The 15,110-nt window shown below is 65.1% G+C and carries 8 protein-coding genes and 1 CRISPR repeat array; of the genes, 6 read left to right on the top strand and 2 right to left on the bottom strand.

The annotated features are described in order from the left end of the window. The first annotated feature begins 113 nt into the window (after positions 1-113). From cas5c to cas2, 6 genes are read left to right on the top strand one after another with little or no spacing between them, the layout of a single operon-like run. Entirely contained in the window at positions 114-770 is a 657-nt protein-coding gene (gene cas5c / locus DFW101_RS06610) for a type I-C CRISPR-associated protein Cas5c (protein WP_009180734.1), read from the top strand. Continuing rightward, entirely contained in the window at positions 767-2,476 is a 1,710-nt protein-coding gene (gene cas8c / locus DFW101_RS06605; RefSeq protein WP_009180733.1) for a type I-C CRISPR-associated protein Cas8c/Csd1, read from the top strand. Before cas5c ends, cas8c begins: the two co-directional genes overlap by 4 nt. A gap of 3 nt (positions 2,477-2,479) precedes the next feature. Further along, complete coding sequence (gene cas7c, locus DFW101_RS06600) at positions 2,480-3,349, top strand: type I-C CRISPR-associated protein Cas7/Csd2 (RefSeq protein ID WP_009180732.1); 870 nt, start codon at positions 2,480-2,482, stop codon at positions 3,347-3,349. An 11-nt stretch (positions 3,350-3,360) separates the two neighbouring features. Beyond that, positions 3,361-3,993 (top strand): CRISPR-associated protein Cas4, encoded by a 633-nt coding sequence (gene cas4 / locus DFW101_RS06595; RefSeq protein ID WP_009180731.1) that lies wholly within the window; start codon positions 3,361-3,363, stop codon positions 3,991-3,993. Further along, the gene (gene cas1c / locus DFW101_RS06590) at positions 3,990-5,021 is read left to right on the top strand and encodes a type I-C CRISPR-associated endonuclease Cas1c (RefSeq protein ID WP_009180730.1); all 1,032 of its coding nucleotides are present in this window, start codon (positions 3,990-3,992) and stop codon (positions 5,019-5,021) included. The genes cas4 and cas1c overlap by 4 nt, the downstream gene beginning before the upstream one ends. 3 nt (positions 5,022-5,024) lie before the next feature. Next, positions 5,025-5,315 (top strand): CRISPR-associated endonuclease Cas2, encoded by a 291-nt coding sequence (gene cas2, locus DFW101_RS06585; RefSeq protein ID WP_009109515.1) that lies wholly within the window; start codon positions 5,025-5,027, stop codon positions 5,313-5,315. 4,940 nt (positions 5,316-10,255) lie between these two features. Beyond that, positions 10,256-13,825: direct repeats of the CRISPR family, unit length 29 nt; unit sequence CGGATCATCCCCGCGCCTGCGGGGAACAC. A 91-nt stretch (positions 13,826-13,916) separates the two neighbouring features. On the opposite strand, the gene cas2e is transcribed toward cas2, so the two are convergent. Further along, positions 13,917-14,216, bottom strand: coding sequence for a type I-E CRISPR-associated endoribonuclease Cas2e (gene cas2e / locus DFW101_RS06580; protein ID WP_009180729.1), 300 nt, complete (start codon positions 14,214-14,216; stop codon positions 13,917-13,919). Beyond that, positions 14,197-15,108 (bottom strand): type I-E CRISPR-associated endonuclease Cas1e, encoded by a 912-nt coding sequence (gene cas1e, locus DFW101_RS06575; protein WP_009180728.1) that lies wholly within the window; start codon positions 15,106-15,108, stop codon positions 14,197-14,199. The genes cas2e and cas1e overlap by 20 nt, the downstream gene beginning before the upstream one ends. Positions 15,109-15,110 lie beyond the last annotated feature (2 nt).

The raw sequence follows: 15,110 nt of genomic DNA, 5'->3' as shown, positions 1-15,110 counted from the left end.
TAGATAATTGCAAATAATCCTGTCCGCCAGGGCAGGGGAAAGGAGGTCTGCCAACTCAGAGAATAACACGCGGCAGTGGCCACGCTCCATCGCACACCAGCAAGGAGGTTGGCATGTCCTTTGGCGTCAGGCTCAAGGTCTGGGGCGATTTCGCCTGCTTCACGAGACCTGAAATGAAGTCCGAACGCGTCTCCTACGACGTCATTACGCCGTCGGCCGCGCGCGGCATCCTGGAAGCCGTCTATTGGAAGCCCGGCATCACCTGGGTCATCGACCGCATCCACGTTTTGCATCCCATCCGTTTCACTGCCATCCGCCGCAACGAACTCGGCGGCAAGATTCCCTACGGCAACATCAAGTCCGCCATGAAGGGCGGGACGCCGCCGCCGCTTTTCACCGAAGACGACCGGCAGCAGCGTGCCTCGCTCGTGCTGCGTGACGTGGCTTATGTCATCGAAGCCCATTTCGAACTGACGGGCCAGGACGACAACGCCGCCAAACACACGGAAATGTTCAAGCGCCGGGCGCGCAAGGGCCAGTGCTTCAACCAGCCCTATCTGGGCTGCCGTGAGTTCCCGGCCTTCTTCGAACTGCTCGACGGCCCGGCCCCGGCCTCGGCGCTGGCCGACCAGGACCGCGACAAGGACCTGGGGTTCATGCTCCACGACATCGACTTCGCCCACGACATGACGCCAAAGTTCTTCCGGGCCCGGCTGGCCGGCGGCGTCATCGACGTCCCCCGGTTCGAAGCGGCGGAGGTGCGGGCATGATCCTCTCCTCCCTGGCTGCCTATTACGACCGCCTGAGCCGGGAGCCGGAACCGGTGGTGCCGCTCTCCGGGTTCTCGCGCCAGAAAATCCACTTCGCCCTGCACATCGACGCCGACGGCCGGCTGGCCGAGCCGCCGGTCTTCGATCTGCGCCAGACGGACGGAAAGAAGGCCACGCCCCAGGAACTGGTGGTGCCCGAGGCCGTCAAACGGTCGGTGGGCGTTGCCGCCAACTTCCTGTGGGACAACACCGGCTACGTGCTCGGGGCCGACGACAAGGGCAAACCCGAGCGCACGGCCAAGACCTTTGCCGCCTTCAAGGCCCGCTGCCACGCCATCGGCGACGGCCTGGACGACGCCGGCATGGCCGCCGTGTTGGCTTTTCTCGACGCCTGGGACCCGGCCGACGCGCCGGACCTGCCCCGCTGGGAGGAGATGGTCAAAGGCTGCAATCTCGTTTTCCGGCTGGCCGGCGGCGGCCTGGGCTACGTCCACGAACGCCCGGCCGTGCGCCAGGCCTGGCTGGATCATCTGGCCGGCGCTTCCAAGGAACGGCGCGGCATGTGCCTCGTCACCGGGCAGGACGCGCCCATCGCCAAGTTGCATCCGAAAATTCAAGGGGTGCGTGATGCCCAGTCGGTCGGTGCATTGTTGGTTTCCTACAACCAGCATTCTTTTGAATCTTACGGCAAGGAACAGAGCTACAACGGTCCGGTAGGGGAGCCGGCTGCATTCGCCTATACCACGGCGCTCAACCACCTGCTGCGCAAAGGCAGCCGCCAGCGGGTCCAGATCGGCGACGCCACCACGGTCTTCTGGACAGAACGCACGTCCGAGGTCGAAGGCTTGCTCGGCTTCCTGTTCGATCCCACGGCCGACGACGGCAGCCAGGCCGAGGTCCGACTGTTCCTGGAAGCCGTCCGGGACGGCAAACATCCCGCCTTCGATGCCGAGATCCTACAAAGCGGTTTTTTTATCCTGGGGCTGGCCCCTAACGCCGCCCGCCTGTCCGTGCGCTTCTGGCACCAGGACACCGTGGACGGCGTGTGCCAGACCGTGGGCCGCCATTTCGCGGCCCTGAACCTGGAGCGGACCTGGGACACCGAGCCCGAGTTCCCGGGCTTGTGGCAGCTCCTGCGGGAAACCGCCCCGCAAAACGACCTCAAAAACGTCAATCCGGCCCTGGCCGGGGCCCTCATGCGTTCCATACTGACCGACGCACCCTATCCGGCCAGCCTGCCGGCAGCGGTCATCGCCCGGATACGGGCCGATCAGACCGTCAACTACCTGCGCGCGGCCATGCTCAAGGCGTATCTCGTGCGCAACACCCCAAAGGAGGTGTCCGTGAGTCTCGATCAGACGTCCGCCGATATCGGCTACCGGCTGGGGCGATTGTTCGCCGTCCTGGAAAAAGCCCAGCAGGAAGCCATACCCGGCGCCAACACCACCATCCGCGACCGTTACTACGGCTCGGCCTCGGCCACCCCGGCGGCGGTTTTTCCGCAACTCATGCGGCTGGCCCAGCACCACATCGAAAAGGCCGAATACGGCGGCGTCTCCGACCGGCGCATCGAGGAAATCCTGGGCGCCGTCCAGACGTTTCCCAAGCACCTGTCCCTGGACGAGCAGGGCATGTTCGCCATCGGCTACTACCACCAGCGCCGCGAGAACTACAAAAAGACCGCCAAGACCAAGGGGGAGGACTAGACCATGCGCCAGATAATCGCCAACCGCTACGAGTTCGTGTTCCTCTTTGACGTGGAAAACGGCAACCCCAACGGCGACCCCGATGCCGGCAACATGCCGCGCCTGGACCCGGAAACGAGCCACGGACTGGTCACGGACGTGTGCCTCAAGCGCAAGATCCGCAATTTCGTGGAGCTGGCCAAGGGCAACGCCAGCCCCTACGAGATCTATATCCGCGAAAAGGCCGTCCTCGGCACGGTGCAGGGCCGGGCCTATGCCGCCGTGGCCAAGGACGGCGGCAAGAAAGCCGATGCCATCAAGGAGGCCCGGGACTGGATGTGCGCCAACTTCTTCGACGTGCGCACCTTTGGCGCGGTGATGTCCCTTAAGGAAAACAACTGCGGTCAGGTGCGCGGCCCGGTGCAGCTCAACTTCGCCCGCAGCCTCGAACCCATCGTGCCGCTCGAAGTGAGCATCACCCGCATGGCCGTGGCCACGGAAAAAGAAGCCGAAAGCCAGTCCGGCGACAACCGCACCATGGGCCGCAAGCACATCGTGCCCTACGGCCTGTATCGGGCCGAAGGCTTCATCTCGGCCCATCTGGCCGCCCAGACCGGGTTTTCCGCGGACGACCTGGAGCTGTTGTGGCAGGCGCTCATGGTCATGTTCGACCACGACCATTCGGCCGCGCGGGGCAAGATGAGCGCTCGAAAGCTCGTCGTCTTCAAGCACGAGTCGATGCTCGGCAACGCCCCGGCCCAGAAGCTCTTTGATCTGGTCGGCGTGTCGCGGGCCACGGACAGGAGTTCGCCGGCCCGGGCCTATGCCGATTACGCCGTGGCCGTGGACGCCGCCAACCTGCCGGCCGGGGTGGAGCTGATCGAAAAACTCTAGCGGAGACCGCCATGTTCACCGAGGACGAGCTGCTCCCGATCTCGGCCCTGCAACACCTGCTCTTTTGCCGGCGGCAATGCGCGCTGATTCATATCGAGCGGGCCTGGGCCGAAAACGTGTTCACGGTCCAGGGCGGCATCCTCCACGAACGTGCCCACGAGCAGGGGTACGAATCCCACGACGGCGTGCGTATCGCCCGGGCCGTACCCCTGCGCTCCCTGGAACTGGGCCTGACGGGCGTGGCCGATGTGGTGGAGTTTCACCCGGCCGCCGGCGGCGGGGAGATTGCCTTTCCCGTGGAATACAAACGCGGCAAACCCAAGCCCGATGTCTGCGACACGGTGCAACTGTGCGCCCAGGCCTTGTGTCTGGAGGAGATGCTGGGCCGGCCGGTACCGGCCGGGGCGCTTTTTTACGGCCGCACCCGCCGACGCCTGGCCGTGGCCATTGATGCGGCGCTGCGCCAGACGACGCGCGACGCCTGCCTCGATCTCCACGCCTTTCTCCGGGCCGGCCGCACGCCCGAGGCCGTGCACGACTCCCGCTGCGCCTCCTGCTCCATGGAAGGGGCCTGCCTGCCGCGGGCCTGCACCGGCAAACGCTCGGTCCGGGCCTATTTGCAACACGCGCTGGAGACGCCATGAAGCGACATCTCAATACCCTCTACGTGACCACCCAGGGCGCGTATCTGTTCAAGGACGGCGAAACGCTGGCCATAAAAGTCGAGGAGACGGTGCGCCTTCGCCTGCCCATCCACACCCTGGCCGGGGTGGTCTGTTTCGGGCAGGTGTCGGTCAGTCCCTTTTTATTGGGGCACTGCGCTGAAAACAATGTGGCCGTGAGCTTTTTGACCGTGAACGGCCGTTTCCTGGCCAAGGTGCAGGGAAACGTTTCGGGCAATGTCCTTTTGCGGCGGCAGCAATATCGCATGGCGGACGATCCTGCCGCCAGTACGGCGGCGGCGCGTTATTTCCTTGTCGGCAAGCTGGCCAATGCCCGTACCGTGCTGTTGCGGGCCATCCGGGACCACGGGGAGAAGATCGATGTCCCGGCCGTGCGTCTGGCCGCCGACCGGCTGGCCCAGCACGGGACGGGCCTTGGGACGCTAAACGACCTGGACGCCCTGCGCGGCCTGGAAGGCGACGCGGCCCATGCCTATTACGGCGTGTTCGACCAACTCATCGTCTCGGGCAAGGAGGCCTTCCGGTTTGACGGCCGCAATCGCCGTCCGCCGCTTGACCCGGTCAATTGTCTCCTTTCGTTTCTGTATACGCTGCTGGCCCATGACGTGCGTTCAGCCCTGGAGACGACGGGGCTCGATCCGGCGGTGGGGTTCCTGCACCGCGACCGGCCGGGCCGGCCCGGACTGGCCCTGGATATGATGGAAGAGTTCCGGCCTTTTTTCGCCGACCGGCTGGCCTTGACCCTGATCAATCTGGGGCGGGTGCGGCCCAAAGGTTTCACCCGGGCCGAGACCGGTGCTGTGCTCATGGACGAGGCCACGCGCAAGGAGGTGCTCATTGCCTATCAGGAACGCAAGCAGGATGTGGTCGAACATCCGTTTCTGCGGGAAAAGATGCCGCTTGGATTGCTGTTTCACATGCAGGCGACGCTCTTGGCCCGCTATGTGCGGGGCGATCTGGACGGCTATCCGCCGCTGTTGTGGAAGTAGGCCATGCTGGTGCTGGTGAGCTATGACGTCGCGACGTCCGATGCCGGCGGTCCCGGCCGCCTGCGACGAGTGGCCAAGGCGTGCAAGGATTATGGACAGCGCGTGCAGTTTTCGGTGTTCGAGTGCGTGGTGGACCCGGGCCAGTGGGAGCGCCTGAAACATCGTTTGCTCGGTCTGATCGATGCGGACAAGGACAGCCTGCGATTTTATTACCTCGGTTCCAACTGGCGGGGGAGGGTGGAGCATGTCGGCGCCAAACCGGGCGTGGACCAGGAAGGCCCGCTCATCGTCTGATGCGCGAACCGGCAGCGCCCGCCAAAACCCCGGGGGCATCGCGCTTTAAAAAAGTTCAATGATAATAAGTAAATGATTTCGCTATGCTCTTTGACAAGAGAGTACGTGTTGTGAAAAGAAAGGAGGTCCGCGGCCAGGAGTCCCTGAAGCCGCATACATGCTCGGTCGCGAAAGCGACAGTCGCCCCCTGCACGGGGGCGCGGATTGAAACCCCCGGGAGGGGCGGGAGTCCGGCGGCATCGTCGGTCGCCCCCTGCACGGGGGCGCGGATTGAAACCTGGACGAGGTGGACCTGTACCGCCAGATCGCCGGTCGCCCCCTGCACGGGGGCGCGGATTGAAACTTAAGTCCGTCAGGTCGAGGTGCCAATTGACAAATTCGCGTCGCCCCCTGCACGGGGGCGCGGATTGAAACTTAAGGGTCTCGATCCTGGCGGAATTGATCTCCCGTCGCCCCCTGCACGGGGGCGCGGATTGAAACTCACGTCCGCGTTGAATCTCATGGCGACGACGACCGTCGCCCCCTGCACGGGGGCGCGGATTGAAACGACTCGCAGCCGGTCGCCTGCGTGGTGCTGCTTCGGTCGCCCCCTGCACGGGGGCGCGGATTGAAACTCCGCGCCTTCGTCTGGCAGTCGCAGGGCCTGCCGGTCGCCCCCTGCACGGGGGCGCGGATTGAAACAGGTGCAGGTTTCGGAAACTGGCCTCGGCCGAGGGTCGCCCCCTGCACGGGGGCGCGGATTGAAACCCCTCCTGGATTACTGGTTTGCCGTGATGGTAGAGTCGCCCCCTGCACGGGGGCGCGGATTGAAACTTTGCACCTGCGCTCCCGGGGTGGTTACCGCTGGTCGCCCCCTGCACGGGGGCGCGGATTGAAACAACCATCGGGTGGTCGCGGCCGAAAAGGTCCACCTGTCGCCCCCTGCACGGGGGCGCGGATTGAAACTCTGGAGGAGAAATTCCGAACGCCGGGCCTGGGCCGTGTCGCCCCCTGCACGGGGGCGCGGATTGAAACTCCACGGACTCCATGCCGGTGAAGGTCACGTTGAGTCGCCCCCTGCACGGGGGCGCGGATTGAAACGACCAACCCGGCCATGGCCGGATTGTTGGCCCAGAGTCGCCCCCTGCACGGGGGCGCGGATTGAAACCGGATCTGGCGCATCACGCGGGCCGGTACACCTTGTCGCCCCCTGCACGGGGGCGCGGATTGAAACATGGACATGGGGACCGGCAAGTCGCGGACCCTGCTGGTCGCCCCCTGCACGGGGGCGCGGATTGAAACGTAATGATCGCGACCATTTGTGTGGTTGAATGCGGTCGCCCCCTGCACGGGGGCGCGGATTGAAACCTCTGTTGGGGAGCCGCCGCCGTGTAGGGGGAGGTCGCCCCCTGCACGGGGGCGCGGATTGAAACGTTGCCATGAAACACGTCACCCTGGGCCACGGGTGTCGCCCCCTGCACGGGGGCGCGGATTGAAACAGCCGTTCGTCCACCATGTCCTTGAAGTGGCCGGGTCGCCCCCTGCACGGGGGCGCGGATTGAAACGGTCGGACAATCTCAAGCAGCGGCCCCTTGGCCACAGTCGCCCCCTGCACGGGGGCGCGGATTGAAACCCTTGCCGTTTCGCGACCGGCCCCAGAACACGAAGTCGCCCCCTGCACGGGGGCGCGGATTGAAACCAGGGGATGTCCAAGGACGAGGTCGAGGCCAAATAGTCGCCCCCTGCACGGGGGCGCGGATTGAAACACGTCTGTCCATGGGGATGAATTATCTTATTGGAGTCGCCCCCTGCACGGGGGCGCGGATTGAAACATCCGCCAGTTCTGCGACCCGATCTGGACCATGGGTCGCCCCCTGCACGGGGGCGCGGATTGAAACTCGTCCTTGTTGACGAAGGGGATGAGCACCTTCTGTCGCCCCCTGCACGGGGGCGCGGATTGAAACTCAAACCCCTCGGCCGGGTTTGATATCGAGACCTGTCGCCCCCTGCACGGGGGCGCGGATTGAAACAGCCAGGCCCTGGGTTTTCTGGGGGGCAGTGATGCCGTCGCCCCCTGCACGGGGGCGCGGATTGAAACACGCGTTGGTAGAACCGCTTCGTTTCGTGGTCGTAGTCGCCCCCTGCACGGGGGCGCGGATTGAAACACCGCATTGGCCGCCGTGATGACCGTGGCCAATGTCGCCCCCTGCACGGGGGCGCGGATTGAAACGTCTATTCCGTGCTGGCCCATGCCGTGCGGCCGGGTCGCCCCCTGCACGGGGGCGCGGATTGAAACGACTCAGCACCTGGGACAGCATTGATCCAGGGAGGTCGCCCCCTGCACGGGGGCGCGGATTGAAACATAGCATTTTCCCTTCAACGCGGGGATCGCCCGCAGTCGCCCCCTGCACGGGGGCGCGGATTGAAACGTCTGCAACCAACTTTCGGCGGCATCAGGACCTCAGTCGCCCCCTGCACGGGGGCGCGGATTGAAACCACCGCTACCGGGTCATGCAGACCTGCCTAGACATGTCGCCCCCTGCACGGGGGCGCGGATTGAAACCGCGAAGAGTTCCCCAGCCCGGACCTTGGCGCCGGTCGCCCCCTGCACGGGGGCGCGGATTGAAACCGACATGGAAGCGGCTGTGCGTCTGCATCCTGAAGTCGCCCCCTGCACGGGGGCGCGGATTGAAACACGATGCCGAACTATGACATTTCCACTTCTCAGGGTCGCCCCCTGCACGGGGGCGCGGATTGAAACCACAGCACGCTGCACAGGGCCTCGTGATACACAAGGTCGCCCCCTGCACGGGGGCGCGGATTGAAACTGTTCCGCCTTCATGAGCTGGAAAGAACCGCACAAGTCGCCCCCTGCACGGGGGCGCGGATTGAAACCTCCTGGCTGCTCGGTCTGACGTTCGAGCCAGCGGTCGCCCCCTGCACGGGGGCGCGGATTGAAACTTTTTTGTTTCTCTCGCGTACCCGTTATAAAGGTCGGTCGCCCCCTGCACGGGGGCGCGGATTGAAACCGGTAGTGTTTTGATCGGCGCTTTTCTCCCCGGCCAGTCGCCCCCTGCACGGGGGCGCGGATTGAAACCTTCGCAACGACACGAAACTTCGGGTCGGATGTTGTCGCCCCCTGCACGGGGGCGCGGATTGAAACTGCCGCCGCTATCAGGGCCGTTGTGCGGGTGGCGTCGCCCCCTGCACGGGGGCGCGGATTGAAACCCCCTATACTGTGTAACAATAACATCTCCTCCGGGTCGCCCCCTGCACGGGGGCGCGGATTGAAACCTGATCGTTCATGTCGCAACCGGCCAAGACGGAAAGTCGCCCCCTGCACGGGGGCGCGGATTGAAACACCTTGTCGTGGAGCTTGACCTTGCGGCTCCCCCGTCGCCCCCTGCACGGGGGCGCGGATTGAAACTCGGACATCCGCAAAGCGGCCACGTTCGGGGCTAGGGTCGCCCCCTGCACGGGGGCGCGGATTGAAACCACCCGTACCACTCGCCGAAGCGGTACAGCCGGGTCGCCCCCTGCACGGGGGCGCGGATTGAAACTGAATCGCTTCGGAAACTGACGTTTTTTGAAGGAGGGTCGCCCCCTGCACGGGGGCGCGGATTGAAACCCCGATGAACCGCACCGCGCAAAGCAGCTTTCCGGTCGCCCCCTGCACGGGGGCGCGGATTGAAACCCCGATCCGATCTAATGCTTCGGCATGAGCACCGGTCGCCCCCTGCACGGGGGCGCGGATTGAAACTTCGGCACTGCCGATCATGAAGAAAGCCCTGAAGGTCGCCCCCTGCACGGGGGCGCGGATTGAAACCGATGATACCCCCCGCAATGGCGCCCGCCACCTGGTCGCCCCCTGCACGGGGGCGCGGATTGAAACATGGACTGGAACGCGGACCGGAACCGCCCGTATGAGTCGCCCCCTGCACGGGGGCGCGGATTGAAACTGCATCCAGTCGAACATGCGGTTGATGCAGTCGAGTCGCCCCCTGCACGGGGGCGCGGATTGAAACCTTTTCGCCGCGACCTTCGGCCTGCCCCTCCGCCGTCGCCCCCTGCACGGGGGCGCGGATTGAAACCCCCGGGCGCGAGACAACAGCCTGCACCGGGATAGGTCGCCCCCTGCACGGGGGCGCGGATTGAAACTGCCGCCAAGTCGGCATAGGTCGCTCCGGCCGAAGTCGCCCCCTGCACGGGGGCGCGGATTGAAACCGTCTCCTTCGTTGCGCGGGTGCTGGTGTCACAGGTCGCCCCCTGCACGGGGGCGCGGATTGAAACAGTGCTTTCCATTTTGGAAACAACTGGCGCGGGGGTCGCCCCCGCACGGGGGCGCGGATTGAAACCCGAACTCGCCGAAAAAGATCCCCGGGGGCCTAAAGTCGCCCCCTGCACGGGGGCGCGGATTGAAACCGGTCTTGCTGACGTGGACCCCTGGGACAAGGTGCGTCGCCCCCTGCACGGGGGCGCGGATTGAAACAAGGACAAGCTGGCCGCCGCCGACAAGGCCGGGACGTCGCCCCCTGCACGGGGGCGCGGATTGAAACACCTCCCAAAAGCCGCCCGCTTCATCGTTGGGCGTCGCCCCCTGCACGGGGGAGCGGATTGAAACACCATCCGACTATGATCCCAAAACACAAATACAACGTCGCCCCCTGCACGGGGGCGCGGATTGAAACGGTCGCAGCATGGTGTCGCTCCTTACATGTCGGTTTGTCGCCCCCTGCACGGGGGCGCGGATTGAAACCAAGAGGCCGAGGCGCAGGCCAAGCGTGAGGCGGGTCGCCCCCTGCGCGGGGGCGCGGATTGAAACTTCATGATCAACGGCGCGGACGTGGCCCCGGACGCCATGTACGAAGAGGTGAAAGGGCAGCGAGGGGCGGCGGCATAAAAAGGCCTAAGGATGCCATTGAAGGGAAGATCGCTATTATGAGGAATGGGGTCGATGGTGCTGGATCATCCCCGCGCCTGCGGGGAACACGCCGACAAGAGCGGCTTCACCCTCGGCAAGCTCGGATCATCCCCGCGCCTGCGGGGAACACACACCCTCTCCCCGGCGGCCGCACGGATGTGCCGGATCATCCCCGCGCCTGCGGGGAACACTCCTCCATCTGCGCGAGGATGAGGGCCTGGACCCGGATCATCCCCGCGCCTGCGGGGAACACCAGGGCGTGCTTGTTCACCGGATGCTCGTTCTCGGATCATCCCCGCGCCTGCGGGGAACACTCTGTCTCCGCTTCGAACCTGGAAACCATGTCCGGATCATCCCCGCGCCTGCGGGGAACACGAGGTCAAGGACGCTCCGGACCTGGGACGGGTCGGATCATCCCCGCGCCTGCGGGGAACACCTGCATCAAAACGGCCGCCTGTGGTGTCATGACGGATCATCCCAGCGCCTGCGGGGAACACACGCTGCAATGGCGAGCAACTATGGCATTGACCGGATCATCCCCGCGCCTGCGGGGAACACGGAGGGTTTTCGGCTCAGGCATTTTTGGCCGCCGGATCATCCCCGCGCCTGCGGGGAACACTTTATGTGCGCGGCCGTCGTGAACTGGGAAAACGGATCATCCCCGCGCCTGCGGGGAACACGCCCCCGCTGAAGTTGGTTCGGCGGGGGTTAAAGGATCATCCCCGCGCCTGCGGGGAACACGACGCGGTCAACCATCCGAGCCACTACACGGCCGGATCATCCCCGCGCCTGCGGGGAACACGGAGACGGCGAGGAGGACGGGGGAGCCCATGGCGGATCATCCCCGCGCCTGCGGGGAACACATCAAATCCACCTCCCCGGCCGCGACGTCGGCCGGATCATCCCCGCGCCTGCGGGGAACACCACGGTTTAATGGGTACTACTGGGCATTGGGTCGGATCATCCCCGCGCCTGCGGGGAACACTCATCTGGTCCGACGCAACGCAGCGTCGAATTCGGATCATCCCCGCGCCTGCGGGGAACACTGGCCCACGGAAAAGAACGTGGTAAGCTGCGACGGATCATCCCCGCGCCTGCGGGGAACACTTATAAAATAAACAATATCCCGTTAAATGATTCGGATCATCCCCGCGCCTGCGGGGAACACACAGTCACCCTGCCGGCCACGGCCACAGCGGGCGGATCATCCCCGCGCCTGCGGGGAACACGAGCAGTTCCCCCGCGAAAATGATCGGGTAGCCGGATCATCCCCGCGCCTGCGGGGAACACAGGCGTTCCAACTGGTCGCATTCGGCTTCCGCCGGATCATCCCCGCGCCTGCGGGGAACACATGTGGGGTCGGGAAAACGGCGCAACAATTGACGGATCATCCCCGCGCCTGCGGGGAACACCGGGCCAAGTCCCGGGAGATCTCCCCATCCACCGGATCATCCCCGCGCCTGCGGGGAACACGCCGGGGACAGCGCGGCCGTTGTCGTCGCCGTCGGATCATCCCCGCGCCTGCGGGGAACACGCACACCGGCTTCGGCAGAAGACCTGGTCCACCGGATCATCCCCGCGCCTGCGGGGAACACAGAGCCGTCCCGCTTGATGGCGACAACGATCACGGATCATCCCCGCGCCTGCGGGGAACACGAACTTCTTCCCGTCGTCGAGGACATCCAGGATGGATCATCCCCGCGCCTGCGGGGAACACGCAAATCGCGGACAAAGAAGTCCTGGGCTCGCCGGATCATCCCCGCGCCTGCGGGGAACACTCGGTCTACGCCGACGAGGGCACGGCGGCGCACGGATCATCCCCGCGCCTGCGGGGAACACCACACGCAGGCAAAGCCGGGGTCAACGTTGCACGGATCATCCCCGCGCCTGCGGGGAACACTGCTCGGTCTGCTCGGTCACGGCCTGCTGACGCGGATCATCCCCGCGCCTGCGGGGAACACGTCAACGGCTGGCCGATGCCCTGGCCGTAATACGGATCATCCCCGCGCCTGCGGGGAACACCTGGTCGGCCGGCTCTCCTTCGACCCTCTGGCCGGATCATCCCCGCGCCTGCGGGGAACACGGGGCCGCATGGGACTTGCGCAAACCACCCGCCGGATCATCCCCGCGCCTGCGGGGAACACGACCCTAGATTTTGCCGTGACTCGCCCGTTGCCGGATCATCCCCGCGCCTGCGGGGAACACTTTGCGGCCTCACTCAACACGGAAGGAGCCGACGGATCATCTCCGCGCCTGCGGGGAACACTAGGGCTGCGGCCGACCCGGGCCGTGCGTCGCCGGATCATCCCCGCGCCTGCGGGGAACACCACCGAAACAGAATACCACAAGTTCCAGGTCGCGGATCATCCCCGCGCCTGCGGGGAACACTGTTTCAAATAGCCACGCGATATCATCCCTACCGGATCATCCCCGCGCCTGCGGGGAACACTGGACGCCCACCGCTTACGTGCGGGGAGATGACGGATCATCCCCGCGCCTGCGGGGAACACCTCCCGTCCAGCCGGCGTTCCAGCCGAGCCAGCGGATCATCCCCGCGCCTGCGGGGAACACCCCTCCGCCACCTCCCAAATCGTGTCCGCGATCGGATCATCCCCGCGCCTGCGGGGAACACTCAGGTCGATGCACGCAAATTCCATTATCCGCCGGATCATCCCCGCGCCTGCGGGGAACACCAAAATCATCCTTGCTTCGCCTGGCGAGAGGACGGATCATCCCCGCGCCTGCGGGGAACACCAGTGACGACGACGGGCTCGGGACATTCGGCCCGGATCATCCCCGCGCCTGCGGGGAACACATGGAACCGACCATCATAGAAGGCGACATGATCGGATCATCCCCGCGCCTGCGGGGAACACGCGTTCCCCGTGGCGCTGTTGGGGTTTTGTGACGGATCATCCCCGCGCCTGCGGGGAACACATAATCGGGATTTCCAGCTCCACGGAAATGATCGGATCATCCCCGCGCCTGCGGGGAACACGTCTGTACCTCGGTCGTCGTCGCCAGTTCGACCGGATCATCCCCGCGCCTGCGGGGAACACGGCCGAGATCTTGATGAGGCGGAAAGGCTGGTCGGATCATCCCCGCGCCTGCGGGGAACACTGGCCAAGCCTACCTCGACGAGGTACGGCAGGCGGATCATCCCCGCGCCTGCGGGGAACACATCAGAGAAATCAGATAACCACGGGGTTTCAGCTCGGATCATCCCCGCGCCTGCGGGGAACACCCGGCCGGCTTGGGGCTATCTCGCCACATGCCCGGATCATCCCCGCGCCTGCGGGGAACACGCATAGTAGTTGACATCATCCCCGGTGATGCTCGGATCATCCCCGCGCCTGCGGGGAACACGACATGCCAACGTAGTCTGCCGCTGCGGCAAACGGATCATCCCCGCGCCTGCGGGGAACACGGCCTGGATGGCCTCAAGAGAGATAGATAGATCGGATCATCCCCGCGCCTGCGGGGAACACCGGATGCTTTGGAATGATTTGCGATATGCAGACGGATCATCCCCGCGCCTGCGGGGAACACGGGCAGCCCCGGAAGACGTGCCGGACCGAAATCGGATCATCCCCGCGCCTGCGGGGAACACTGGTATGGCAGTATGCTGATTTTACCGGCATTTTTCAATGCCCTGAAATCCACCAGAATACACTTTCTGAATTGTCAATGAAAAAAGTGGGTTAGGAATTGCTTTCAACCGACTCCAGAGGGAGAAAGGAAACCAAGCTCAACCCGTCAAAATCAATAGGCATTCGCCGATTGGCCCCGAGCGTGCGAAACTCGAACCCCGATTCGCTGCGCGCGCTCCACGCCATCACCGCGTTGCCGTCCTCGAGACCGTTTTCCACGGTGTTCCAAATCCTCTCCCGAACCTTCACCGAATAATCCCCGACATACACCCCGGCCCGGATCTCCAGCAGCCACACGGCCAGACGGCCACGTAGACGGGGCGGCGCATTCTCAAGAACGATGACCATCATCGCCAAGTCCCTCCTCGTCGGCAAAGGCCGGACCAATCGCATCCGCCGGGGCCTGCGGCATGGGAATGCCGCCAGCGGACAAGACTTCCTCAATGTCCGGGATGATGCGCTTTAAAAGCTTCGATTCACGAAACCGATCCCGGCAGGCCAGACGCACGGCACGTTCCGGTTCGGCAGCATTCTGTCCCGCTACACGAAAAGCTTCCGGTACGACCATGTCAAATTTGTACAGATCGGCAATGTCGTACACGAAACTGCGCGGCTTGCCCGTATGCAAGAAGCCAATGGCCGGCGCGTACCCGGCCGCCAGGATCGCCGCCTCGCACAATCCGTGCAGACAGGCTGTGGCCGCGCTCAGGCAACGGTTGGGCAAATCGCCGCTGCCCCATTCCCGGTGATCGTATTTCCGGCCCGACCAGGGGACGCGGTATTGCTTGGCGAGAAGCTTGTACATCTCGCGCACCCGCGTCCCCTCGATGCCACGGAGTTGGTCCACACTGCGCCGCGACGGCGGCTCCTCGCCAAAGCGGACGGCAAACATCTTGCGCACCACCCTGGCCCTGGCCTCCTCGTCAAGGGCCAGGGCCGCTTGGTACAGCAGCTTGTCGCTTCGCGCCCCGCCGGGTTGGCCGGAGGCGTACAGACGCACCCCGGCCTCCCCGACCCAGGTCAAAAGCGTGCCCGCCCGCGACGCCAGTGTCACCGCCGCGTGCGTCACCCGTATGCCCGGTTCCAGCATGATGCAGGCCACCCCGCCAACGGGGATGTGCGTGCGCACGCCGGTTGCGTCCACCAGCACGAAGGAACCGTCGAGCACGTCCAGATTGCCTTTTTCCAAAAAGACCATGGACGCCCGTTCCTTGAGCGCCAAAGGCGTCAGACGGGGCAGCACGC

The organism is Solidesulfovibrio carbinoliphilus subsp. oakridgensis, from assembly GCF_000177215.2.
GTDB classification, from domain to species: Bacteria; Desulfobacterota; Desulfovibrionia; order Desulfovibrionales; family Desulfovibrionaceae; genus Solidesulfovibrio; species Solidesulfovibrio carbinoliphilus.
This window is presented reverse-complemented; position numbering and strand designations above follow the sequence as displayed.

What these genes read in the sequence shown, in the direction of transcription:
- cas2 (WP_009109515.1), top strand. Translation starts at nt 5,025, where the DNA reads ATGCTGGTGCTGGTGAGCTATGACGTCGCGACGTCCGATGCCGGCGGT.
- cas8c (WP_009180733.1), top strand. Translation starts at nt 767, where the DNA reads ATGATCCTCTCCTCCCTGGCTGCCTATTACGACCGCCTGAGCCGGGAG.
- cas2e (WP_009180729.1), bottom strand. Translation starts at nt 14,216, where the DNA reads ATGATGGTCATCGTTCTTGAGAATGCGCCGCCCCGTCTACGTGGCCGT.
- cas7c (WP_009180732.1), top strand. Translation starts at nt 2,480, where the DNA reads ATGCGCCAGATAATCGCCAACCGCTACGAGTTCGTGTTCCTCTTTGAC.
- cas1c (WP_009180730.1), top strand. Translation starts at nt 3,990, where the DNA reads ATGAAGCGACATCTCAATACCCTCTACGTGACCACCCAGGGCGCGTAT.
- cas4 (WP_009180731.1), top strand. Translation starts at nt 3,361, where the DNA reads ATGTTCACCGAGGACGAGCTGCTCCCGATCTCGGCCCTGCAACACCTG.
- cas5c (WP_009180734.1), top strand. Translation starts at nt 114, where the DNA reads ATGTCCTTTGGCGTCAGGCTCAAGGTCTGGGGCGATTTCGCCTGCTTC.